Source organism: Campylobacter concisus (assembly GCF_003048595.2).
GTDB classification, from domain to species: domain Bacteria; phylum Campylobacterota; class Campylobacteria; order Campylobacterales; family Campylobacteraceae; genus Campylobacter_A; species Campylobacter_A concisus_L.
The window spans coordinates 1,505,839-1,529,731 of the sequence record NZ_CP049270.1 but is presented as its reverse complement, the minus strand read 5'-3'; the positions used below and the strand labels follow the sequence as shown (position 1 = coordinate 1,529,731).

Here is a 23,893-nt window from a genome sequence, read left to right as displayed (position 1 = left end):
GTTAAGCTTATATAAGCTACAATCATTGAAAAATTAGAAAAAAATAAGGAGAATTTATGAAATTTAGCGGAAAAAACGTGCTAATAACAGGTGCAAGCAGAGGTATCGGTGCACAGATCGCAAAGACGCTTGCAAATATGGGCTTAAAAGTGTGGATAAACTACCGCTCAAAGCCTGAGATAGCAGACGCTTTGCAGGCTGAGATCGAGCAAAATGGCGGCAAGGCTGCAGTGATAAAATTTGACGCAACAGACGAAGATGAATTTATAAAAGGTATAAATTTGATAGTCGATAGCGACGGCGAGCTAAGTTACCTTGTAAATAACGCTGGTATCACAAATGACAAACTAGCGCTTCGCATGAAAACCAGCGAATTTACAGATGTGATAAATGCAAATTTGACTTCAGCTTTCATAGGATGTAGAGAGGCTTTAAAAGCGATGAGTAAAAAGCGCTTTGGAGCGGTTGTAAACGTCGCATCTATCGTTGGTGAGATGGGAAATGCAGGACAGGTAAACTATTCAGCTAGCAAAGGCGGACTAATCGCGATGAGCAAGAGCTTTGCAAAAGAGGGTGCAAGCAGAAATATACGCTTTAACAGCGTAACTCCGGGCTTTATCGAGACTGATATGACGCATGGCCTAAGTGATGAGGTGAAAAAAACTTATAGTGATAATATCCCGTTAAAACGTTTCGGTAGCGCTAGCGAGGTGGCTGAGGCAGTAGCGTTTTTACTAAGTGATTACGCAAGCTACGTAACTGGAGAGACGCTAAAAATAAACGGCGGACTTTATATGTAGGTAAATTTCAGATAAGTTCTGAAATTTAAAATAAATAAAAGCGTAAATATTATAAGATAACAGACATTTTTTATAAGGAGACCTTAAAATGGCAGTATTTGAAGACGTAAGAGACGTAGTTGTAGAGCAACTAAGTGTAGATCCACAAGCAGTAAAACTAGAGTCTAAAATCATTGAAGACCTAGGTGCAGATTCACTTGACGTTGTAGAGCTAGTTATGGCTTTAGAAGAAAAATTTGAAGTAGAAATTCCTGATAGCGAAGCAGAGAAATTAGTAAGCATTCAAGACGTTGTAAATTATATAGAAAAACTAGGCAAATAATTTAAATTTGCATAGTTTGATTTAAGGAGATGTATTGAAACGAGTCGTTGTAACTGGTATAGGCATGATAAACGCACTTGGTCTTGACAAAGAGAGTTCTTTTAAGGCTATTTGCGAGGGTAAAACAGGCGTGAAAGAGATCACGAGTTTTGATGTAAGTGACTTCCCTGTTAAAATTGCTGCCGAGATAACTGATTTTGATCCAAATAGCATTTTAGATGGCAAAGAGGTGAAAAAAGTAGATCGTTTCATACAGCTTGGCATAAAAGCATCTAATGAAGCTATGGCTGATGCAAATTTTAAAGAGTTTGATACTCATAAATTTGGCGTTAGCTCGGCAGCTGGCATAGGTGGTTTGCCAAATATTGAGAAAAACTCGATTACATATTTTGAAAAAGGCGTAAAGAGAATTTCGCCATTTTTCATTCCATCGGCACTTGTAAATATGTTAGGTGGCATAGTTTCTATAAACCACGGACTTAAAGGTCCAAATTTGTCTAGTGTAACAGCATGTGCAGCAAGCACTCATGCGATATCGCAAGCTGTAAAATGTATAATGATCGGTCAAGCTACAAATATGCTAGTTATCGGTGCTGAGTCTACTATTTGTGGTGTAGGTATAGGCGGCTTTGCAGCAATGAAAGCTCTCTCAACTAGAAATGATGAACCAAGTAAGGCATCGAGGCCATTTGACGCAAATCGCGATGGTTTCGTAATGGGTGAAGGAGCCGGTGCGCTTGTACTTGAAGAGTATGAGTCGGCTGTTGCAAGAGGTGCTAAAATTTACGCTGAAGTAGTTGGATTTGGTGAGAGCGGAGATGCACACCATATCACATCGCCAACACTTGAAGGCCCATTAAGTGCGATGAAACAAGCACTTGATATGGCAAAAGGTGTAAAGATAGATTATGTAAATGCGCACGGTACTTCAACACCTGTAAATGATAAGAATGAGACTGCGGCACTAAAAGCAGTTTTTGGTGATAAATGTCCACCAGTTAGCTCAACAAAAGGTCAAACCGGACACTGTCTAGGTGGTGCTGGTGCGATCGAGGCTGTTATATCTATAATGGCAATGAGAGACGGCATTATCCCTCCAACGATAAACTACGAAACTCCTGATCCAGAGTGCGATCTAGACTACGTTCCAAATAAAGCTAGAAAAGCTGACATAAAAGCTGTTATGAGTAACTCATTTGGCTTTGGCGGAACAAACGGCGTCGTGATATTTAAAAAGTTGGATTAAGATGTCAAATTATTTAGATTTTGAAAAGAGCATAAAGCAAATTGATGAAGATATAGCAAATGCTAAGATCAGAGGCGATGAACATGCTGTTGAAATTTTAAATAAAAACCTATCTAAAGAAATATCAAAAGTATATAAAAATTTAAACGAATATCAACGTTTGCAACTTGCTCGTCATCCAGATAGACCATATGCTATTGACTATATAAATTCATTTTTAGTTGATGGCTATGAGATCCATGGCGACAGGGCATTTCGCGATGACCCAGCAATAGTCTGCTACATCGGCTATATCGGAGGCAAAAAGACTGTCGTTATAGGCGAGCAAAAAGGTCGTGGCACTAAAAATAAACTAAAAAGAAATTTTGGTATGCCTCATCCGGAGGGCTACCGAAAGGCTTTACGCGTAGCAAAATTGGCTGAAAAATTTAACCTACCTATCTTATTTTTGATAGACACTCCAGGTGCGTATCCTGGCGTTGGCGCTGAAGAGCGAGGTCAAAGCGAGGCCATAGCTAGAAATTTATTTGAATTTGCAAATTTAAAAACTCCAATAATAGCTGTCGTTATCGGCGAAGGTGGAAGCGGCGGTGCTTTAGCTATTGGCGTGGCTGATAGACTTGCTATGATGAAAAACTCTGTCTTTTCAGTCATCTCACCAGAGGGTTGTGCTGCGATACTTTGGAACGACCCAGCTAAACAAGAGCAAGCTACAAAATCTATGAAGATAACGGCTGATGATCTAAAGCATTTGTCGTTAGTCGATGCTGTGATAGACGAGCCTATAAATGGAGCGCACAGAGATAAAGACGGCGCTGCAAAAGCACTTGCAAACTACTTCATCTCAGAGCTAGCCGAGCTTGAGAAGCTTGATATAAACGAGCTTGTCGCAAAAAGAATAGACAAAATCCTCTCTATCGGAGCTTACGAGGAGTAAAATTTATAGTCACAAGTGAGTTGAAATTTAAGTAAATTTGCTTGTGACTCTCCTTTGCATTAAATTTAATACGCTTTTTTAATTTTAAAAAATGAAATAATTTTATATTTTTATCGCAATCTTCTAAATTTTAATAACTCATCTATGCGACTTTTAAGTGTTTAAGGCTAAAATTCTTAGCAAATTTAAACAAAGGTCATTTGTGGATAAATTTCAAGAAAAATATATAAAACTTTCAAAAGATTACTACAAAAATAAGGGCAATGCAGTAAGCGTAGAGGCTTTGTATCAGTTTAAAGAAGAGCTTGAAGCAAGCGAGGAGCCGCAGGCAAAACACGTTTTAGTAGATATTTATCAGCTTTTGTCTATGCAAAAGAGCGCTTATGAGTTACTTTTAAAGATACACGATAGAAACGACAAAAAGCAGCTAAAAACGCTTGGCTATCTTGCGCAGTTTATGGATGAGGGCGACAAATGGGCGGTGCCAAGACCAAAGAGTAAAGAGCAAATTTTAGCCCAAAAGGCAAAGGCTGCCACCTTGCCAAAATTTTGCTATCACTCAGAGCCTTTAAAAACTGGGGCATTTAAAGATGATATGAGTGTCACTTGTGAGTGCTGCGGCGAAAACACTGAAATTTACTATGATAACGGCATATACAGCGAGCAAGACGTCACCTATCTTTGCCCAGCTTGCGTCTCAAATGGCGCAGCTGCTAAGAAATTTGACGCTACTTTTGTGCAAGACGCCGACCAACTCGCCACTGATGACGCCAAAAAAGATGAGGAGCTTTTTAGAAGAACACCTGGCTATGAGAGCTGGCAGGGCGAGCACTGGGTCGTGTGCTGTGATGATTATTACGCATTTTTTGGGCGATGTGGGTACGAAGGAGCTTTTAGAGCTTGGCATCGCAGACGAGGTTTTTGATGACTACGCAAAAAGAGACGAGTATGACGTCAAAATGGCGCGCGAGGTGCTCGTAGCGGGCGGCGACTTTGCTGGATATTTGTTTCGTTGCTTGCACTGCAAAAAGTATCACATCTACATCGATGCTTGCTAGAAAGGTAAAATATGGATCTAAATGAAATTTATAAAGGCTGCAAAGAGCGCGGTCTGGAGGGGCTTTTTGAGTTTTTAAAGCCAATGGCTAAAAATGCTATAAAGATAGACGCGCAGGCTAAAGATGACGGTGATATCGCCATTGGAACGTCTAAATTTGGCGGACAGCCTGATCTGCCAGCTAGCGTGCCTTGGCCGTCAAATGAAAACGGCGCGCTTAGCTTTGTGGCACAGATAAATTTTGCTGAAGTTAGCAAATTTGACACCGACGGGTTACTACCAAAAAGTGGTATGCTCTATCTTTTTTATGATATAAATTTACGCATTTGGGGCTACGACCCTACAGATAAAAAGGGCTTTGCCGTGATCTTTGCCGAGGCAGCTCAAGACCAGCTTGCTCGCCAAAATATGGGTGGCGTGAATTTCACATTTGGCGCACGCTTTCTTAGCTTTAAAAACGAGCTAAATTTGCCAAGTTTGCAAAGCTCGCTCGTGCCATTTGGTAAATTTAGCGAGGAGGAGTGGGATGCCTATCACGAGGTCATCGAGCCAAGCTGGCAGGTCAAAGAAAACAAGCTACTTGGTCACTCTGACAACATCCAAGACGGCATGGAGCTAGAGTGTGAGCTCGTGGCAAATGGCCTTGACTGCGGCGATGGTAGCGCTTATCACCACCAAAATATCGCTGAGTTTGAGAAAAACGCTGTCCAGTGGCGGCTGCTTTTGCAGATAGATAGCGACTGGGAGAGCGACATGGACTGGGACGGAGAGGGCAGAATTTATCTGTGGATAAAGAGGAACGACCTGACGGCGCGCGACTTTAGCAAGACGTGGCTAGTTTTGCAGACAAGCTAATTATGAAAATTTATTAAGATCGCTTGTTTTTTGTATCATTGACAATCCTTTTAAAGGGATTTATACCTAAAATTTCATCACGTACGCACTTTCTTGCTACGACTGCTTTGCTTGCAGTAAGTGCCATTTTGCCTACTTTTGCTTAAACATCGCCTGCAAAAGGTCAAAACCAAACAAATTTAAAAAAGATGATTAAAAATATTGTTTTAGTTCATGGCACATTTGTCGATGGCTCTTGCTACGCTGAGTTGATCCGCCACTTGTAAGAAGCTGGCATTAACGCTGTTGCCGTGCAAAATCCGCTAACTTCGCTTGCAGCAGCGTTTTACAAAGTAGATAAATGCAAAGACAAAAGAGCTTGATAGCGGACATATTTTGATGATCTCAAAGCCAAAAGGGCTGGCAAACTGGCTCATTGAGATTGCAAATTTGATCTAAATTTATACCAAGCAAGCCACTTCAAATGAGTAGCTTGAAGCTAAATTTTACTAGCATTTTTGCCCATCAAGGCTTTAAATTTATTTTTTCTTTTTATAAAATACCAAGCTTATCGATGCCCAAATTTAGGCAAATTTTAGTAAAATCCTTAAAAAATTTAAAGGCAAAATATGTTTAATGGCTTAATCAGAGAGCTTGCCGATGTCATTAGCTACTCGCAAAATGTTTTACGGCTAAAGGCTAAATTCCGCCCAAATTTAGGCGACAGCATAGCAGTAAATGGCGCATGCTTAAGTGTAACCAAACTATATGATGATGGCTTTAGCGTGGAGCTAAGCGCAGAGAGCAGGGCAAATGTCGCGGTTGAAAATTTAAGTGGCTTGGTGCATATCGAGCCTGCGATGAAGCTTGGCGAGCGCGTGGATGGGCATTTGATGCAAGGACACATCGACTTTATCGGCGTGATCTCGGCTATAAAAAAGCATGAAAACGGCGTTGATTTTTACATAGACTTGCCACGTGAGGCGATGGCTCTCATGGCAAACAAGGGCTCGATTGGCGTTGAGGGCGTGAGCCTTACGATAAATGAAATTTTGCCAAAAGGTATCAGGCTCACGATCATTCCCATCACGTTTAGAGATAGCCTTTTTGGCACTTTCAAGGTCGGCAGACGCGTAAATATCGAGAGCGACTTGCTGGCTCGCTACGTGGCTAGGATGCTTGAGACTAAGCAAAATGGCGGCCTTAGCTGGGACGAGGTCGAGAGAATTTCAAGTCTTTACTAAGCGAGCGAAGATGCGTGAAAATTTAGAGATCGTTTTTGATAAAAATGGCATCACTGCTGGCTTTACAAACAGGCTTGGCGGCGTGAGTGAGGGTAAATTTAACTCGTTAAATTTAGGCGATCACGTGGGTGACAACCTAGCAGACGTCATCAAAAATAGAGAAATTTTAGCTCAAAATTTAGGCGTGAAAAAGCTTAAATTTATGAAGCAGATCCACTCGGACAAGGTTTTTATCCTTGAAGATGAAAAAGACGAGCTACCAGAGTGTGACGCTGTGATCACAAATTTAAGTGATGTTGGCATCTGCGTCTTGGTGGCGGACTGCTCGCCTGTTGTGATGATAGATGAGAGGCAGGGCGCTATCTGCGTGGCTCATGCAGGCAGAGCTGGCGTGATGCTAAAAATTTGCACAAAAGCAGTTACGCTTATGAGCGAGAAATTTGGCTCAAGAGCGGGCGACATCAGTGTCTTTATCGGGGCAAATATAAAAGGCAGCTGCTACGAGGTGGGCGAGCTTGATCTTGGGGAATTTAACGCATATAAAATAGGTAGAAATTTTGATATGAACGCGGCCTTGAGAGATGAATTTAAGGCACTTGGGGTTAAAAATTTAAACTTTAGTGAGGTCTGTACGCACTGCGACGAGAGATATTTTTCATACCGAAGAGACGGCGTGTGCGGTAGATTTTGCGGATTTGCGGTCAAATTTAAGGATAAAAATGGGATATGAGAGCTTTAAAAATCCACTAGTGGCAAAAATAGCTCAAAACGCTAGAAATTTAGGCTTTGAGCAGCTTATGAATGAAGAGTTTGTACAGATGCTACTTAGCTCAAAAAAGATGGAGCTAAGCGCCGTGGATAGGGAAAATATCGAGCAAATTTTTATAAAACTGATGGAGATAGAGGAAAAAGTACAACTTAGCAAATAAAGGAGAAAATATGCTTTTGCTTAAAAATGCTAATCTATACACGCCAAAATTTCTTGGCAAATGCGATGTTTTAGTAGGTGGTAGTAAAATTTTAGCCATCGGTGATGGGCTAAGCTTTAGCGTAGAAGGGCTTGAAATTTACGACCTAAAAGGCAAAATTTTAGCCCCGGGCCTCATTGATCAGCACGTGCATATCACGGGTGGCGGCGGCTAGGCAGGATATCACTCAAGAACGCCTGAGATCACGCTTAGTCAGATCGTAAAATATGGCACGACGACTCTTGTTGGCGTTTTGGGGACTGACGTGGTTACTAGAAGCTTGGAAAATCTCTACTCAAAAGCAAAAGCGCTCGAGTTTGAGGGCATCTCAACCTTCATCCACACTGGCTCATACGCAAGCCCTTGTGTGACATTTACCGGCGACATCGCAAAGGATATCATACTAATCGACAAAGCGATCGGCGTAAAGATCGCACTAACCGATAACCGCGGCAGCTACGTCTCAAAAGAGGAGCTCATCAAGATCCTAAGCAAGATACGCATAGGCGGCATGGTCTCTAAAAAAGGCGGCGTGCTTCACATGCACATGGGAGGGCTGAGTGAGAAATTTGACAACGTCTTTAAGGTGATAAAATACTACGAATTCCCAGTTCATTACTTCTCGCTGACACACTGCGCTAGGACAAAAGACCTATTTAACGAGGCTTTGAAATTTCAAAAAATGGGCGGAAACATCGATATCACAAGCGGTGGAAGTAAATTTGCCCCACTTCATGAGGTGGTGGCTTACGGCCTTGAAAATGGGCTAAATTTAGAGCGCCTAACGATGAGCTCAGACGGAAACGGTAGCGTGCCTAAATTTAAGGAAAATGGCGAGCTAGTGGGATATGGCTGTGCCTCATGTGCGTCAAATTTAGAGGTATTGCAAGCTTTGGTAAGAAATAAAATTTTAAATATAGAGGATACTTTGGCTTTGATGAGTAAAAACGTGGCGAAATATCTAAATTTAAGCCAAAAAAGGCGAGATAAAAGTGGGCAATGATGCTGATCTTTGTGTCTTTGATGAGGAGCTAAATTTATACGACGTGATCGCAAAAGGCGAGTTTTGTGTCAAGGATGAAAAGGTCGTTAAAAAAGGCTTTTTCGAGTAAATTTAAAGAAATTTGAGCTTTATTTGTAGCTAAAGAAATCTTTAAATTTAGCTTCAATAAAGCCAAGTTTCAATATAATCCAAGCTTTATTTCACACACGACAATCCTAAATTTGGTTGTGCGAAAGCATTAATGGTCGTGGAGGATAAAACTAAATTCAAGGCAAAATGCCTAAAACAAGGAGAAACTCATGGTAACTATGAGAGATTTATTAGAGTGTGGCGTACATTTTGGTCACCAAACACGCCGCTGGAATCCAAAGATGAAAAAATTTATCTTTGGCGAGAGAAAAGGCATCTATATTATAGATCTACAAAAGACTATCCGCTACTTCCGCTACACTTACAACATCGTTCGTGACGCAGCTGCTGAGGGCAAGTCAGTGCTATTTGTTGGCACTAAAAAACAAGCTATTGACGCTATCAAAGAGTACGCTGAAAAATGTGGAATGCCTTATGTAAATCACCGCTGGTTAGGTGGTATGATGACAAACTTTGGTACTATCCGCCAGTCTATCCGCAAACTTGAAGTCATCGAAACTATGGAAGAAGACGGTTCGATAAATTTACTAACTAAAAAAGAGGCTTTGATGCTTCGCCGCAAAAAAGAGAAGCTTATCGCAACTCTTGGCGGTATCCGCAATATGAAAAGCCTACCTGATATGATATTTGTTGTTGATACAGTTAAAGAAAAGATCGCTGTTCAAGAGGCAAACCGTCTAAAGATCCCAGTTGTAGCACCGATCGATACGAACTGCGATCCTGACGTTGTTGACTATCCGATCCCAGGAAACGACGACGCGATCCGCTCTGTTCAGCTTTTCTGCCAAGAGATGGCTGAGGCGATCAACGAAGGTAAATCACTTCTTGAACAAGATGGTGGCGAGCAAGTTGCTGGCGAAGAAGTAAGCCAAGGTGAGAAAGACGCAGTTGTAGCTGAGGCTATAAGCGAAGAAGACTTTGGCGAGGACGAAGAATAATGGAAATAACTGCACAAATGGTAAAAGAGCTCCGCGAATCAACCGGAGCTGGCATGATGGACTGCAAAAAGGCACTTGGCGAAGCAAATGGTGACATGGAAAAAGCTGTTGATATCCTTCGTGAAAAGGGTCTTGGTCAAGCTGCTAAAAAGGCTGATCGCCTTGCAAGCGAGGGCTTAGTAAGCGTTGAAGTTTGCTCAAAATGCAAAAAAGCAACTATTAGCGAGATCAACTCTGAAACTGACTTCGTTGCTAGAAATCCACAGTTTCAAGCACTTGCAAAAGACGCAACAGCTCACATCCAATCAAGCGGCATAAAAACAGTTGAAGAGCTAAATGCGAGCACTTTAAATGGTGTTAAATTTGAAGATTACTTCAAGACTCAGATCGCAACTATCGGTGAAAATCTTGTAGTACGCCGCTTTGAGACTATTAGCGCTGATGATAAGGGTGTGGTAAATGGCTACGTTCACTCAAATGGCCGCGTTGGCGTACTTATCGGTGCAGCTTGCGAAAGTGCTGAAGTTGCAAACAAGGCAGCAGAATTTATAAGAAATTTATGTATGCACGCAGCTGCTATGAAGCCAAGCGTTATAAGCTATAAAGATCTTGATAAAGAGTTCGTTGAGAAAGAATTTATCGCACTTCGCGCTGAGCTTGAAAAAGACAATGAAGAGCTAAAACGCCTAGGCAAGCCACTTCACCACATCCCTGAGTATGCTAGTCGCTGCCAGATAGGCGAGGCTGAGCTTGCAAAAGCTACAAAAGCGATCGAAGAAGAGCTAAAAGCTGAGGGCAAGCCTGAGAAAATTTGGGATAAGATCATTCCTGGCAAGATCGAGAGATTTTACGCTGATAACACAGTGCTTGACCAACGCCTTACACTTTTAGGCCAGTTTTATGTAATGGACGATAAAAAGACTATAGAACAAGTTATCGAAGAGAAAAGCAAAGAGCTTGGTGGCAAGATCGAGATCGTAAAATACGTTCGTTTTGAACTTGGCGAAGGCTTAGAAAAGAAAGTAGATGACTTTGCTGCAGAAGTTGCTGCTCAAATAGGCTAATGGAAATTTTAAGAGCGTCTAATCTAGGCTTTGCGTATGATTATACGCTCTTTAACAATATAAATTTAACTCTCAATCAAAAACAAAGCATTGCGATAACCGGCGTTAGCGGTTGTGGAAAATCAACACTTTTACATATACTTTCAACGCTTTTGAAACCAAATTTTGGTGAGGTCATCTATCAAGATAGATCGATCTATGAGCTTTCTCAAAACGAGCTTTTGGCTATTAGAAGACTTCATTTTGGCATCATTTTTCAGTCGCACTATCTTTTTAAAGGATTTAGCGCTTATGAAAATATCGAGCTTGCAAGCATTCTATCTGGAGAAAATATAGAGAAAAAAGAGCTTGAGGCACTTAAAATTTTAAGCGTTATAAACCAAAAAGTTGGTGAGTTAAGTGGTGGTCAGCAACAGCGTGTGAGTATCGCTAGAGTGCTTACTAAAAAGCCAAAGATCATCTTTGCAGACGAGCCAACGGGCAACCTTGACAAGCAAACGGCAAATGAAGTGATGCAAGTTTTGTTTGACTATATAAATAAAAACAACGCTGCTCTTGTTCTAATCACCCACGACAACGATCTAGCAGCTAAATGCAATAACTCATACAAGCTTGAAAATAAAGAACTTATACAAATTTCTTAGTTTCTTAAAACTAAAATTTACTATTTTATCTTTTGATATTTTTATAAATTTGACTAGCTAAGCCTAGCTCGATCTTTGTAGTGTAAATTTATATTAAAACTTTTCCTAAGAAGTAAAATCAGGCAAGCTTAAATTACTTGCCTGATTAATAAGAAAGTTTAGACTTATCCCGTCAAAAACTACCAACAGGTTTTGTATTATTCTTATCGGCCTTTTATTTTAAAAATTTCTCTTTCTATTTTGTAGGTTTATACTCATCTTTGAAGAATTTTTTCTTAGTATTGATTTTTTTGCTCCAGCATCTTCTTCTTATAAATTTTATATGTTGGCTTCCAGTATTCAAGGTAATTTATAAAGCTAGCGCTATGTCCTACATCCATAGTTACAGCTTACATATTTTAGCTCTTTATCACTGCTAAGAGGTTTTAGTGGGCATGCATATTTTGAGCTTGTGCTAATGTTTTGTTACTATCTATCACATTTGTATGGCAACTAGTACAGCCATTATCACCGATCTCTTTAAATTTGCTAGGATTATCGCCTTGATTTTGATGGCAATCAATACAATCAAAGCTTAGATATTCGTAATAAGGCTTTAGCTTATGATTAGCTCTTAGCTCGTCAGAAACTACTATCTTTGTAATATTTATACACTCTTTGGATAAGTCCAATCTATTAAGATAAATTAATATAAAAAGTGTGTCAGTGACTACCAATGCATTATTCCAAAAGAATTTATAAGCGAATAGTCGGACTTTATAATTAGAGAAATTTTGTACTTTATGATAATAGAGAAGGACCTTAAATCTCTTCTTTGATTTTTTTATAAAGCTCTAAAATCTCATCTTTTTTAATGATAAAACTATTTTTATTTGCTACTAGATAAGCCGAGCTTTGCATGATATCACCAGCGATCTTTAGTCCATTTTGTTTCATAGTTGAGCCAGTCTCGACCACATCAACTATCGCGTCGCTTAAGCCAACTAATGGTGCAAGTTCGATCGAGCCATAAAGTTTGATGATCTTTACAGCTACAGCTTGATTTGTAAAATAATTCCTTGTTATATTTGGCATTTTTGTAGCTATTTTTAGCTCTGGTTGGTTTAGGTCTAGCTCAGAGTCATTTTTTATGCCGATGCAAACTTTGCACTGTCCAATTTTTAAATCTAGTAGTCTCACAACGTTTGGCTTGTGCTCTTCAAGTACATCAAGTCCCACCACACCAATATCAACTGCACCTTCAGTGACATAAGTCGGGATATCTTGGTTGCGAACCATTAAAAATCTAAAATTTCCTTCTTCAAGGATTAGTTTTCTGTCTTCAAATAAAAAACTTGAACCAAAAATTTTTCTAAAAATTTCCAGCGTTGCTTCGGCTATTCTTCCCTTTGGTAATGCTACTGTTATCATATTATCATATCTTTCTTTTCGGTTATTAGCTTTTGCATGGCACGAAAAACTAGCATCTTGTCACAAATAGCATTTTTAAAAAATTTGGACAAAAAGTCGCCATCTCCACCAGTAAAATAGACTTTTTTGTCACCGGCTAGTTTATCTAGTAGAGTTATTATTGGTTTAATAATGCCATAACTTACAGCATCAGCTGTTTTTTGTGGTAGTGCATCTATGTCAATTTGTGAATTTATAGTAATATCAAGTCGTGGCGAGATACTTTTGTAGGCGTTTAGCATACTTGAAATGCCTGGCAAGATATATCCTCCAAGATGGATAGAATTTGCCATAATGTCAACTGTTATGGCGCTTCCAGCATCAACGATTACGCCATTATTTATAGAGTAACATGCTGCGATTCTATCTACTCCTAGACCCTGATATATCGTATCAATAGTAAAAAATGGTTCTAGATCCACAAACATCTTATTATCTTTTAAAATATTTAAAATTTCATCATTCACGGATATAAAATATACTTTTTTTTCTGGCTTATAGCTTTTAAACTCAGAAATTTTCATACGTGAGATTTTGCCATCTTCTAAAAATGTAGCGTTAGTATTGCCTATATTACACAAAATCATAACATCGCCAATTATTATCTTGTAGTTCTTTTAAGGCTTTAGAACAAATTTCTGAGCTATAAAATATAGTTTTTTTTCTTAGGCTTGTTTGGAATTTCATCTCTATTTTTTTAGAAATTTCTTCAAGCTCCAAAGCCTCTTTGCGTAGTAATCTACTTTTTGCTGTTCTTAAAAAGACAAGATTGTAAAAGCTCTTATTGTCCACTCCCCAAAAGATATCAAGCGTCTTTTTTGTGCTAAATTCACTTGTATTAAGTGCTTTGATATCTTTTAAAAGGATTTTTTTGGCTTCAAAAAGCTCCCAAATTTTTTGGTTCATTGCCCTAAATTAACAAGTTCATTATCATAATAAAAGGCACCATTGCCCATAAAGCTTTTATCTTTTATCTCATCGCTAAATTCATAAATTTCAGCTCCACTGAGGTCTAAATTTGTTTTTATAACGTAGCCTGTTTTTTCGATTACGTAGAGCTTATTATTGATAATAGTGGCTGCTGAGAAGATGGCAAATTTGAAATTTACTTTATTTTGCTCTTTTAGCATAAGATTTGTTCTTACGATCGTACCATCTTTTTTAAAGATATAAATTTCATCGTTATTAACTAATACATCTTTGATCTCGCCATCATAATAGACTGTTTGGCTTGGGTTGATGACGATAAGTTTTTTTGCTGTAGCTGCTATTAGGTTATCACCCTCAACGCCTAAGAATATGATGTTATTAAAGAAATTTTCAGAGCTTACGACCACGTCACGTAAAATTCTACCAGTCTCTTTTTGTACTATGTAAATTTTGCCATCTAATGCTGGATAAACGATAAGCGAGCTCATAAAAAATGGTGCTACGATCCTTGAATCAACTGCTGCTATATTAGACGAGCTATATTCCATTATTGTTGTTGCGGTATTTATGTCTATTAGATAGATGTGGTTTGCCGCGCTGATAGCTGCTAATAGGTTTTGATCAAGAGAAGCAGCAACAATTGCTGTTGGAAATTTATTGCTATAAACGCTGCGTCCGTTAGGATCTGTCACATTTAGATCGCCATTTATACTAGCTGATATGATAAAGCCGTTGTTTTCATTTAAGAAATTAAAATTTTCAGGCAACTTGATGTTTGTATTTAGACCGTTTTTGGTGATGATATTGCCGTTGTCAAGAGTGGCGCCATTTGCATTTGCTGATTTGATATAAGATGGCATATCTTTTGACAAAGAAATTTTGCCAGAGGTTTGAGCTGGCTCGAAATATTGTCTTTTTGTGCCACATCCGCTTAAAACTAAAGCCAAGGCAAAAGCCAAGAAAAGAGTAATTTTTTTCATTATTTTATTCCCTGATAGTGTTTTAAATTTTTAACTAAAGTTTGAAGTTGAGAGTCGAGTGAAATTTTATTAAACTCATCATTTGCTTCTTTGATTTTGTTTTGTTTTAAAAGCTCAAAACCTTTTAAAAGTGTGCTATATTCGCTTAAAATCTGAGTGTTTGCATTACCATTTTGTGAAAGAATGATATCTTTTACTATAGGATTTACTTTTAAATTTGCAAGTTCACTAATGCCATTTGTCTCATTTTTATCAAGCTTTTGCTGAAGTGAAAAAAGTGCATATAAATTTGGTTCTTTTTCTTTTAAAATGCTTAAGGCATTTGCATCGTTTGGATTTAAAATGAGCTTTGAGTAAGCCAAATTTGCATCTTCAATTCTATTATCATTTATTATTTTGTTCGAATAAAATCCAATAATTGCAATGACGGCAACGATAATGGCAATTATCATAAATTTTTTATACTTTCTAAAGAAACGCTCACCTTTGATCATGCTTTCTAAAAACTGTTCTTGAGCACCAATCTCTTGTTTTATCTGTGTTAGATCTTCTTTTATAGCCAACGCTTTTCCTTTATTTTTAAAAAATTTTAATTCGCAGATTTTAACATAATTAAATTAAAACTATCCCAAAATTAAAGCTTGAATGTGATATAATGGCTCAAAATTAATTAATAAGGTTACTTATATAATGCAAATAGATGATACTCTTTTAAATAAATTAGAAAAACTTTCTGCCTTACAAATCAGTGATGAAAAAAGAGAAGAAGTAAAAAAACAACTAAGTGAGATTGTATCTTTTGTTGATATTTTAAACGAACTTGATCTAAGCAGCGATGAAGCTGTAGTTAGCTCTATAAAAGGTGGCACACCTTTAAGAGAAGATGAGCCAAGACCAAGCGATGTGATTGATACGATCTTGAAATACGCTCCTTCGCGTGAAGGGCATTTTTTTGCTGTACCAAAAATAATAGAATAATGGTAAAAATATGGATCTAATCGAACAGCTTCAGGCAAAGAATTTAAGTGTAAAAATACCAGAAGATAATAGCCTTAATAATCTTGCTGGCGATATAAAAACACTTTTAAAAACTGTTGTGAGTGATAAGGCAAGCGATCTTCACCTTGTTTCAAGATCTGAGCCGCAAATAAGAGTAGATGGTGCTTTAAAGCCTATTGATTTTGGCGTGCTAAGAGGCAAGGATATAGAGAATTTATGTTTTGCTTTGATTACTGATGAACAAAAAAGTGAACTTGAGAATAATAAAGAGCTTGACTTTGCGATCGAGCTTCCAGATATTGGTCGCTTTCGTGGCAACTATTACTATACCATGAATGGTGATTTAGCTGCTGCTTTTCGTATAATCCCAATCAATATCCCATCTCTTGATGAGTTAAATGCCCCACAAATTTTTAAACACATTATTAAGCGTGAAAAAGGTCTTATTTTGGTTACTGGACCGACAGGAAGTGGTAAATCAACAACTCTCGCAGCCATGCTTAATGAGATAAATTTAAATTATAGAAAGCATATTATTACAATTGAGGATCCAGTCGAGTTTGTGCATAACAATAAAAAAGCTCTATTTTCTCATAGAAATATCGGCACTGACGCAACTTCTTACTCAAGGGCTCTAAAATCTGCGGTTCGTGAAGATCCAGATATCATACTTGTAGGCGAGATGAGAGATAGGGAAACGATTTCAACGGCTATTACGGCGGCTGAGACCGGACACTTAGTCTTTGGTACGCTTCACACAAATTCAGCCATTCAAACTATAAATAGGATCGTTGATAGTTTCGATGGGAGCGAGCAATTACAAGTAAGAAATATGCTTAGTGTTTCGCTAACTGCTGTCGTTTCACAAAGCCTGATCCCAAAGATAGGCGGTGGAAGATGCGCGGTGCATGAAATTTTAATAAACAATATGGCTATCTCAAACTTGATACGTGAAAACAAAATACATCAAATTTACTCTCAGATGCAGCTAAATCAACAACAAACTGGTATGAGTACGCAAACCCAGGCTTTGATGAAAGTACTAAAAGAGGGTAAGATTACAAAAGAAAATGCGCTAGCTTATTCAACTAGCCAGCAAGAACTTCAAAATTTAATAGGAACTATATAATGGATTTAGTAACGTGGTTTGATATTATTATTATTGCTCTTGTCTTGATGCTTGGCATAAAAGGCATATTAAATGGACTTATAAAAGAAGCTTTCGGACTTATTGGACTTATCGGCGGCTTAATTATAGCTAGCAGGTTTTCAGATCTATCTGGTGAGTTTATAACTAAAAATATATATAAATTTGAAAATCCTTCATTTTTACAGTTTGTTGCATTTATCTCTCTTTGGCTAGTTTTTTGGCTAGTTTGCTTACTAGTTGGTAAATTTTTATCAAAAATAGTTTCAGTAAGCGGACTTGGTTTTTTGGATAGACTTGGTGGATTTGTTATGGGAAGTGGAAAAATTTTCTTAACATTTTCTGCAGTAGTTGCTGTAGTATCTGGCACTTCGCTAAATAATATAATTGCTCCTTATTTTGCGAACAGTAAAGTTTATCCGGTTTTGATAGAAACTGGCAAATGGATAACAAATCTTGATGTAAAAAATATCAAAAGTGAGTTAGATGAGATAGTGGCAAGACCAATGGATACAAATAAAACTGATGCATTTATCTCAATGGATGCAAATGCTAGTGTAAATACCGACTCTAATATCACAAAAGGGGAATAAAATGATAGAAAATTTAGAATATGATGCGTTGCTTGAGAAATTCAAAAGAGTGCTTCGCGACAATGGTTTAAAATACACGAAACAGCGTGAAATTTTACTAAAAACGCTATATAACAATGGCGAACACTTTACTCCAGAAAGACTTTATCTTTTTATAAAAGAGACACACCCTGAGCTAAATATTGGTATCGCAACTGTTTATAGAACACTAAATCTACTTGAAGAATCAGAAATGGTGACATCAATCAGCTTTGGTTCACAAGGCAAAAAATTTGAGCTTGCCACAAAGCCACATCACGACCATATGATATGCAGAAAGTGCGGCCTTATCATAGAATTTGAAGATCCAATGATAGAAAAAAGACAAATCAGTATCGCAAAAGATCATGGCTTTAAACTAACTGGCCATATGATGCAGCTTTATGGAATTTGTGAAAAATGCTCAAAAAATAATATAAAGGGAAAGTAAGGTGATATTTGACAACCAACATGAGATTCAACGACTACAAAGCATAGACGAGCTAAGAAATTTAGGTATTAATCCATATCCGCATTTTCTTAGAAGAGATATGAATATCTCTAAATTTAGACTAAAATTTAACTACATTAATGATACAGAAGAAAAAAAGGCCGAGGGTCAGCTAGTAGGTCTTGCAGGTAGAATAAAACTAATTCGTGATGCTGGAAAAGCGGTTTTTGCAAATATCGAAGATGAAGATGGAAATTTACAAATTTACTTTAGCAATAAAACGCTTGATCCAGAGTGGTTTAAAATCGTTAAAAAATACGTAGAGATAGGCGATATCGTCTATGTCAGAGGTTATGCATTTATAACAAGAACTGGCGAATTTTCCATGCATGTAAGCGAGCTTAGCCTTGCTTCAAAGTCGATAAGTCCACTTCCTGAGAAGTATCATGGTCTAGTTGATGTTGAGACAAGATATCGCCAAAGATATCTTGATATGATAATGAATCCTGAAGTTAGAGCTGATTTTAAAAGACGCTCAGTGATTATAAGTACGATTAGAAGATTTTTTGAAGAAAAAGGCTTTTTAGAAGTTGAAACTCCGATGCTACACCCAATAGCAGGCGGTGCAAACGCCAAGCCATTTATCACTTTTCACAATGCCCTTGGAGTAGAGAGATATCTAAGGATCGCACCTGAGCTATACCTCAAACGCCTTATAGTAGGTGGCTTTGAGGCTGTTTATGAGATGAATAGAAATTTTAGAAACGAAGGTATGGATCTTACTCACAATCCTGAGTTTACAAGTATAGAGTTTTACTGGGCATACCACAACTACCACGATTTAATGGGTATCACAGAGGATCTTTTTAATGTCATTTTAGACAAGCTAGATATGGAAAAAGTTGTAAATTTTGATGGCATGGAGATTGATTTTAGCAAGCCATTTAAGCGAATAAGCTACAAAAAAGCTCTAGTTGAAATCGGCGAACTAGATGATAATATCATAAACGACAAAGATAAAATTTTAGCAAAACTAAGAGCTGATGGCCTTGAAGCAAATGAGAAGCTTGATCTTGGTCACTTACAGGCTGAGTTATTTGATAACTACGTAGAGAGTAAGCTTATACACCCAACTTTTGTTATTGATTATCCGATTTCGATCAGTCCACTTTCAAGAAGAAGTGACGCAAATCCTGATGTGGCTGAGAGGTTTGAGCTATTTATCGCTGGTCGTGAGCTAGCAAATGGCTTTAACGAGCTAAATGATCCAATTGATCAATACAACCGCTTTAAAGCGCAAATCGATGCTAAAAACGCAGGCGATGACGAGGCACATGAGATGGACGAGGACTATGTAAAAGCCCTAGGATACGGCATGCCACCAGTTGCAGGTGAGGGTATAGGCATAGATAGGCTCGTGATGCTTTTAACGGATAAAAAATCAATACGTGATGTTGTGCTCTTCCCAGCGATGAGGCCACTTAAAAATGAGATAAAGGAGAATGAAAAATGAGTTTGCAAAGCTACGATAAGGACATTTACGATCTAGTAAATTTAGAGCTAAAACGCCAATGTGATCACCTTGAGATGATCGCTAGTGAAAATTTTACATATCCAGAAGTTATGGAAGTAATGGGCTCAATCCTAACAAACAAATACGCTGAAGGCTATCCTGGCAAGAGATATTATGGTGGCTGCGAATTTGTAGATGAGATCGAGCAAATCGCGATCGATAGATGTAAAGAGCTTTTTGGATGTGAATTTGCAAACGTTCAACCAAACTCAGGCTCTCAGGCAAACCAAGGTGTTTATGGCGCTTTACTTAATCCAGGCGATAAAATTTTAGGCATGGATCTAAGCCATGGTGGACACTTAACACACGGCGCAAAGGTTAGCAGCTCTGGCAAGATGTATGAGAGCTTTTTCTATGGCGTCGAGCTTGATGGCCGCATAAACTACGATAGAGTCATGGATATCGCAAAGATAGTAAAACCAAAAATGATCGTTTGTGGCGCAAGCGCATACACAAGAGAGATCGAGTTTAAAAAATTTCGTGAGATAGCCGATGCTGTTGGTGCGATACTTTTTGCAGATGTTGCTCACATTGCTGGTCTTGTTGTTGCTGGCGAGCATCAAAGTCCTTTCCCATACTGTGATGTCGTAAGCTCAACTACGCATAAAACATTAAGAGGCCCAAGAGGCGGTATCATTATGACAAATAACGAAGAGTATGCTAAGAAGATAAATGCTTCTATTTTCCCAGGTATCCAGGGCGGACCACTAGTTCATGTCATCGCAGCAAAGGCAGTTGGCTTTAAGCACAACCTTAGTCCTGAGTGGAAAATTTATGCTAAACAAGTAAAAGCAAACGCTAAAAAATTAGGCGAAGTGCTAATAAAAAGAGGCTTTGATCTAGTAAGTGGTGGCACTGATAACCATCTAATTTTAATGAGCTTTTTAAATAGAGATTTTAGTGGTAAAGACGCTGATATCGCTCTTGGAAATGCAGGCATAACAGTAAATAAAAATACGGTTCCAGGTGAGACAAGAAGCCCATTTATCACAAGTGGTATACGTGTTGGTAGTCCTGCGCTTACGGCTCGTGGCATGAAAGAAGCTGAGTTTGAACTAATAGCAAACAAAATAGCTGACGTGCTAAGCGACATAAACAACACATCTTTACAAGAGAAGACAAAAGCTGAGCTAGTTGAACTTGCTCACAAATTTATAATCTATGATAAAGCGACATTTTGATGCAAAGTATTGATACGGCACTTATAAAGATTATTACAACTCACTACTATATCAAGCGTGATACGATCGTTAATAAAATAGAATACAGAGGTAAAATTTTCTTTGATAAATTTGAAAAGATAAATGAGCCACTGACCTATAATATTATGAAAGAGCATGAAGAGGGCAAGGCTGTTATTGCACACTCTTTAATAAATGCATACGATAAAGTTGAGAATATAGTCTTTGACTATAACGGCAGAACCCCAGATAGATTTTGGCATAAAGCACAGCTTCTTTTAAGAGAAGAGGGGTTTATAAATTTTACAGCCTACGAGAGTAAGACGCCAGGACATCTGCACCTTTACGTGCATAAAGGTCATACTACGCTAAATGAGGCTTGTCAGCTAGCAAATATGCTCAACGCAAAGCTTTCACAGAAGCTACCTAAAGAGTGGAGAATGTTTCCAAATATCGATATGCCAAAAGAATTTAACATACTAACTTTACCTTATAAGCTCTATCAAAAAGAGCGCGGGGCAAGTTGGTCAAAATATATGTAATTAAGGATAAAAAGTGGAAAACGATGAGTTAAAAGATATTCTTTTAGAAAGAGATGATGACGCAAGAGGATTGAAGCTAAAAAAACTTCTGATATTTATAGCAGCTCTTATTATACTTTTTTTGATCATTGTAGTGGCTATGAAGCTAGTAAATTCAAGCGATCCTTCACAAGCTCAAAATGAAGCTGATTCAAGACTAGTGCTTCCTCCAGTACCAGCTGAGCAGCCAGTAGATAGACAAGCTCCGATAGCTGATACAAATTCAGACAATAAAAAAGGCGATACACAGCTTTTTGAGCAAGTACCGATCGTGCCTGAAAATAAGCAACAAGACGAATTTGAAGATATGATCAAAAAGCTAAAGGATAAAGAAAATAATAAGCCTGTTTCTAAAACTGAAGAGCCAAAAGAGATAGTTAAGCCTATCGAAAAGCCTGCTGAAATACCAGCAAAAAAAGCTGAGACAAAGGTAGATACTCCAGTTAAAAAAGTCGAAAAAGTAGCAGCTACTGATAAAAAGAGTGAGGCAAAACCAGCTAAGACTGAAAATAAAGTAGATAAAAAGGTTGAAAAAAAGGCTGAAACTAAAATAGAAAAAACGGACAAAAAAGCTGAAGTAGCTAAAAGTGAACCTGCCACAAAAGGCTCTTACGTTCAAGTGTTTGTGACTAGTAAATTTAATCCAAATGCTGAATATATGAAGAAGATCGCTGCTAAGGGATATAGTTACAAGACTATAAAAGTTGGTGAACTGACTAAAATTTTAGTTGGTCCATTTGATGAAAAAACGCTTCAAAAAGTAGTAGGCGATATTAGAAAAGATATCAATAAAGACGCTTTTATCTTTAGAGCAAAATGAAAACATTCGCAGTCTTTGGAGATCCAATAGCTCACTCGGTATCTCCGAGGCTGCACAATAAAGCCATTGCAGACCTGGGCTTAAAAGCACTTTACACAAGAGTCTTGCTAAAAGATGGTAGCGAATTAATCAATAAATTTAAATCCTTAAAATTAAATGGTGCAAACGTAACGCTTCCACATAAAGAGTGGGCTTTAAATTTAGCCGATGAAGCTTCAGATATAGCTCGCAAAATAGGCTCTGCAAATACGCTTGTGCTTAAAAATGACAAAATTTATGCATACAATACAGATGCGCCTGGGTTTTTAAAGGCAATAAAAAATTTTAAAGATGTAAAAAAAGCTATTGTTCTTGGAGCTGGCGGTACTGCAAATGCCATAACTTATGCATTAAAAGAACAAGGCGTTGATGTTTGCATACTAAATAGAAGTAAAGATAGGCTTGAGAAATTTAAAGATGAGTACAAATGCTTTAGTTGGGATAACTACGAAGAGCAAAAATTTGATCTAGTCATTAACTCGACCTCTGCTGGCTTAAAGGATGATTTTTTACCAGCACCTAAAGAAATTTTAAAAAGCATTTTTAAAGATGCTAAATTCGCATTTGATGTGATTTATGGTAAGCAAACACCATTTTTAGAAATGGCCAAGCAAAGCAGCCTTGGCGTAAAAGATGGTGCCGATATGCTTTTATATCAAGCGGTTTTAGCACTAAATTTATTTTTTCACAATACACTCGATGAGTCAAAGATAGAGCGCTCAATGAGAGAAATTTTCTATCTATAATAGCCACCAGTATTTATTTTTGTAAAAATTTATGGCTTGTATAAAAACATTTTGATTAAAATTTTTATTGAAAGTAATTAGAATAAATATAAAAAGCAGGGAATATCCCTGCTAAATTTTACTATTCGTTTGTTTTGATATAAGCGTAGTCTGAAATTTTAGTCCATTCTCTTGCTTTTTTAAGGAAAGCTCTTTGAGACTCAACGATCTCTTTAAATAACGGATCTTTAGCACTCTCTTCATCAAGAAGCTCATTTGTGGCTTTTTTAAGAGCTGCAATTACTTCTGGAGGGAAAGATTTTACTTGGATGTCTGGATATTCACTCTTCATTTTATCCCAGTACTCGACGTTTGAATAAAATACTTTTGTATTTGCATCTCTTGCTACTTCAGCTGCAGCTGCTTCAAAGATCGCTTTTAGGTCATCTGGAAGTTTTTCGTATGATTTTTTATTAAAGAAAAATTGAGTTTCACCGTTTGGCTCTTGCCAGCCTGTGTAGTAGTATTTTGCTACTTTGTGAAAGCCAAGTGCCATGTCATAAGCTGGGCTTACCCATTCGACTGAGTCGATCGTTCCCATCTCAAGAGCCATGTAAAGCTCACCAGTTGGGATAGTATTGATGTTAGCGCCAAGTTTAGCGTAAATTTCACCACCAAAGCCCGGAATTCTTATCTTTAAGCCTTTGATATCATCTAATGATTTTATCTCTTTTTTAAACCAGCCACCCATTTGCATGCCGGTATTTCCAGCTCTAAAAATTTTGATATTGTATGGATCGTAAACTTTTGCCTCAAGCTCCTTACCACCGCCAAATTCATACCAAGCTGTTTGCTCATCAGTATTCATCATAAATGGAGTTGCTGTAAAAAATATAGTTTTAGCATCTTTGCCTTTATAATAATAGCTACTTGTGTAGGTAATGTCGTATTGACCGCTTTTAGCAAAATCAAGCATCGCAAAAGGCGATTTATGCTTTGATGGATAATCAATCCTTAGCTCAAGTCTGCCATTACTCATCTTTTCAACTTTGTCCTTTAGCTCTTTTGGTACATCGCCAAGCACTGGCATAGTGCTCTCCCATGAGCTAGCAAGCTTTAGCTTATAAACTTTATCATCTCCCATAGCAACGCAAGCAACAGCTGCTAGACCAAGAGACGCTAATAAAAATTTATTCATAT

30 protein-coding genes and 1 pseudogene are annotated in these 23,893 nt (G+C 37.9%); 24 read left to right on the top strand and 7 right to left on the bottom strand.

What is annotated here, in order from left to right; genetic code table 11:
• The first annotated feature begins 56 nt into the window (after positions 1 to 56).
• From fabG to CVT15_RS07665, 15 genes are all read left to right on the top strand, one after another.
• Positions 57 to 800, top strand: coding sequence for a 3-oxoacyl-ACP reductase FabG (gene fabG, locus CVT15_RS07725; protein WP_103576647.1), 744 nt, complete (start codon positions 57 to 59; stop codon positions 798 to 800).
• A gap of 88 nt (positions 801 to 888) precedes the next feature.
• Positions 889 to 1,122, top strand: a complete 234-nt coding sequence (gene acpP / locus CVT15_RS07720; RefSeq protein ID WP_002941395.1) for an acyl carrier protein — start codon at positions 889 to 891, stop codon at positions 1,120 to 1,122.
• Between the two features lie 34 nt (positions 1,123 to 1,156).
• Entirely contained in the window at positions 1,157 to 2,368 is a 1,212-nt protein-coding gene (locus tag CVT15_RS07715; protein ID WP_103576646.1) for a beta-ketoacyl-ACP synthase II, read from the top strand.
• Position 2,369: 1 nt separating this feature from the next.
• Positions 2,370 to 3,305, top strand: coding sequence for an acetyl-CoA carboxylase carboxyl transferase subunit alpha (gene accA, locus CVT15_RS07710; protein WP_087586120.1), 936 nt, complete (start codon positions 2,370 to 2,372; stop codon positions 3,303 to 3,305).
• Positions 3,306 to 3,462: 157 nt separating this feature from the next.
• Complete coding sequence (locus CVT15_RS07705) at positions 3,463 to 4,230, top strand: CbrC family protein (RefSeq protein ID WP_230853919.1); 768 nt, start codon at positions 3,463 to 3,465, stop codon at positions 4,228 to 4,230.
• The gene (locus CVT15_RS10060; protein ID WP_230853918.1) at positions 4,181 to 4,363 is read left to right on the top strand and encodes a CbrC family protein; all 183 of its coding nucleotides are present in this window, start codon (positions 4,181 to 4,183) and stop codon (positions 4,361 to 4,363) included. The genes CVT15_RS07705 and CVT15_RS10060 overlap by 50 nt, the downstream gene beginning before the upstream one ends.
• A gap of 11 nt (positions 4,364 to 4,374) precedes the next feature.
• A complete protein-coding gene (locus CVT15_RS07700; protein ID WP_103576645.1) occupies positions 4,375 to 5,217 on the top strand; it encodes a YwqG family protein in 843 nt (280 codons plus the stop codon).
• 608 nt (positions 5,218 to 5,825) lie between these two features.
• Complete coding sequence (locus CVT15_RS07695; protein ID WP_103576644.1) at positions 5,826 to 6,440, top strand: riboflavin synthase; 615 nt, start codon at positions 5,826 to 5,828, stop codon at positions 6,438 to 6,440.
• A gap of 10 nt (positions 6,441 to 6,450) precedes the next feature.
• On the top strand, positions 6,451 to 7,170 hold the full coding sequence (gene pgeF, locus CVT15_RS07690) for a peptidoglycan editing factor PgeF (protein WP_087586123.1): 720 nt from the start codon (positions 6,451 to 6,453) through the stop codon (positions 7,168 to 7,170).
• Positions 7,160 to 7,369 (top strand): acetyltransferase, encoded by a 210-nt coding sequence (locus CVT15_RS07685; RefSeq protein WP_087584152.1) that lies wholly within the window; start codon positions 7,160 to 7,162, stop codon positions 7,367 to 7,369. Before pgeF ends, CVT15_RS07685 begins: the two co-directional genes overlap by 11 nt.
• A 10-nt stretch (positions 7,370 to 7,379) precedes the next feature.
• Entirely contained in the window at positions 7,380 to 7,583 is a 204-nt protein-coding gene (locus CVT15_RS10055) for a hypothetical protein (protein WP_230853917.1), read from the top strand.
• 78 nt (positions 7,584 to 7,661) lie between these two features.
• Entirely contained in the window at positions 7,662 to 8,411 is a 750-nt protein-coding gene (locus CVT15_RS07680; protein WP_230853916.1) for a hypothetical protein, read from the top strand.
• A 299-nt stretch (positions 8,412 to 8,710) separates the two neighbouring features.
• Positions 8,711 to 9,499, top strand: coding sequence for a 30S ribosomal protein S2 (gene rpsB / locus CVT15_RS07675; RefSeq protein ID WP_103576643.1), 789 nt, complete (start codon positions 8,711 to 8,713; stop codon positions 9,497 to 9,499).
• Positions 9,499 to 10,563 carry a translation elongation factor Ts gene (gene tsf, locus CVT15_RS07670; protein WP_087586125.1) on the top strand — a complete coding sequence of 355 codons (1,065 nt, stop codon included), beginning with the start codon at positions 9,499 to 9,501 and terminating at the stop codon, positions 10,561 to 10,563. Before rpsB ends, tsf begins: the two co-directional genes overlap by 1 nt.
• Positions 10,563 to 11,207, top strand: coding sequence for an ABC transporter ATP-binding protein (locus CVT15_RS07665; protein WP_087586126.1), 645 nt, complete (start codon positions 10,563 to 10,565; stop codon positions 11,205 to 11,207). Before tsf ends, CVT15_RS07665 begins: the two co-directional genes overlap by 1 nt.
• A 485-nt stretch (positions 11,208 to 11,692) precedes the next feature.
• On the opposite strand, the pseudogene CVT15_RS07660 reads toward CVT15_RS07665, so the two are convergent.
• The 6 genes and pseudogenes from CVT15_RS07660 to CVT15_RS07635 all read right to left on the bottom strand — a co-directional run.
• A pseudogene (locus CVT15_RS07660) lies at positions 11,693 to 11,893 on the bottom strand (cytochrome c3 family protein); the annotation flags it as partial.
• Between the two features lie 115 nt (positions 11,894 to 12,008).
• Positions 12,009 to 12,617 (bottom strand): ATP phosphoribosyltransferase, encoded by a 609-nt coding sequence (gene hisG, locus CVT15_RS07655; protein ID WP_107898034.1) that lies wholly within the window; start codon positions 12,615 to 12,617, stop codon positions 12,009 to 12,011.
• On the bottom strand, positions 12,614 to 13,243 hold the full coding sequence (locus CVT15_RS07650) for a type III pantothenate kinase (protein ID WP_084041953.1): 630 nt from the start codon (positions 13,241 to 13,243) through the stop codon (positions 12,614 to 12,616). Before CVT15_RS07650 ends, hisG begins: the two co-directional genes overlap by 4 nt.
• Entirely contained in the window at positions 13,230 to 13,562 is a 333-nt protein-coding gene (locus CVT15_RS07645; RefSeq protein ID WP_103577002.1) for a hypothetical protein, read from the bottom strand. Before CVT15_RS07645 ends, CVT15_RS07650 begins: the two co-directional genes overlap by 14 nt.
• Positions 13,559 to 14,566 (bottom strand): L-seryl-tRNA selenium transferase, encoded by a 1,008-nt coding sequence (locus CVT15_RS07640; RefSeq protein WP_107788422.1) that lies wholly within the window; start codon positions 14,564 to 14,566, stop codon positions 13,559 to 13,561. The genes CVT15_RS07645 and CVT15_RS07640 overlap by 4 nt, the downstream gene beginning before the upstream one ends.
• Positions 14,566 to 15,129, bottom strand: a complete 564-nt coding sequence (locus CVT15_RS07635) for a hypothetical protein (protein ID WP_087580345.1) — start codon at positions 15,127 to 15,129, stop codon at positions 14,566 to 14,568. The genes CVT15_RS07640 and CVT15_RS07635 overlap by 1 nt, the downstream gene beginning before the upstream one ends.
• Positions 15,130 to 15,256: 127 nt before the next feature.
• Here CVT15_RS07635 and gatC point away from each other — a divergent pair, with 127 nt between their 5' ends.
• The 9 genes from gatC to CVT15_RS07590 are packed head-to-tail and all read left to right on the top strand — an operon-like array spanning position 15,257 to position 22,714.
• Positions 15,257 to 15,544, top strand: a complete 288-nt coding sequence (gene gatC, locus CVT15_RS07630) for an Asp-tRNA(Asn)/Glu-tRNA(Gln) amidotransferase subunit GatC (RefSeq protein WP_072594515.1) — start codon at positions 15,257 to 15,259, stop codon at positions 15,542 to 15,544.
• Positions 15,545 to 15,554: 10 nt separating this feature from the next.
• Entirely contained in the window at positions 15,555 to 16,694 is a 1,140-nt protein-coding gene (locus CVT15_RS07625; protein WP_103577001.1) for a type IV pilus twitching motility protein PilT, read from the top strand.
• Complete coding sequence (locus tag CVT15_RS07620; RefSeq protein WP_103577000.1) at positions 16,694 to 17,305, top strand: CvpA family protein; 612 nt, start codon at positions 16,694 to 16,696, stop codon at positions 17,303 to 17,305. Before CVT15_RS07625 ends, CVT15_RS07620 begins: the two co-directional genes overlap by 1 nt.
• Position 17,306: 1 nt before the next feature.
• Positions 17,307 to 17,774: a Fur family transcriptional regulator gene (locus CVT15_RS07615; RefSeq protein WP_021091630.1), complete on the top strand. Its 468-nt coding sequence runs from the start codon at positions 17,307 to 17,309 to the stop codon at positions 17,772 to 17,774.
• Positions 17,775 to 17,778: 4 nt separating this feature from the next.
• On the top strand, positions 17,779 to 19,287 hold the full coding sequence (gene lysS, locus CVT15_RS07610) for a lysine--tRNA ligase (RefSeq protein WP_230853999.1): 1,509 nt from the start codon (positions 17,779 to 17,781) through the stop codon (positions 19,285 to 19,287).
• Entirely contained in the window at positions 19,284 to 20,528 is a 1,245-nt protein-coding gene (locus tag CVT15_RS07605) for a serine hydroxymethyltransferase (protein ID WP_084041231.1), read from the top strand. The genes lysS and CVT15_RS07605 overlap by 4 nt, the downstream gene beginning before the upstream one ends.
• Positions 20,528 to 21,070, top strand: a complete 543-nt coding sequence (locus CVT15_RS07600; RefSeq protein WP_084041248.1) for a DUF1882 domain-containing protein — start codon at positions 20,528 to 20,530, stop codon at positions 21,068 to 21,070. Before CVT15_RS07605 ends, CVT15_RS07600 begins: the two co-directional genes overlap by 1 nt.
• Positions 21,071 to 21,083: 13 nt before the next feature.
• Positions 21,084 to 21,929 carry an SPOR domain-containing protein gene (locus CVT15_RS07595; protein WP_087586134.1) on the top strand — a complete coding sequence of 282 codons (846 nt, stop codon included), beginning with the start codon at positions 21,084 to 21,086 and terminating at the stop codon, positions 21,927 to 21,929.
• The gene (locus CVT15_RS07590) at positions 21,926 to 22,714 is read left to right on the top strand and encodes a shikimate dehydrogenase (protein WP_103576998.1); all 789 of its coding nucleotides are present in this window, start codon (positions 21,926 to 21,928) and stop codon (positions 22,712 to 22,714) included. The genes CVT15_RS07595 and CVT15_RS07590 overlap by 4 nt, the downstream gene beginning before the upstream one ends.
• Positions 22,715 to 22,835: 121 nt before the next feature.
• On the opposite strand, the gene CVT15_RS07585 is transcribed toward CVT15_RS07590, so the two are convergent.
• A complete protein-coding gene (locus CVT15_RS07585) occupies positions 22,836 to 23,891 on the bottom strand; it encodes a TRAP transporter substrate-binding protein (RefSeq protein ID WP_021091622.1) in 1,056 nt (351 codons plus the stop codon).
• Between the last annotated feature and the right edge of the window lie 2 nt (positions 23,892 to 23,893).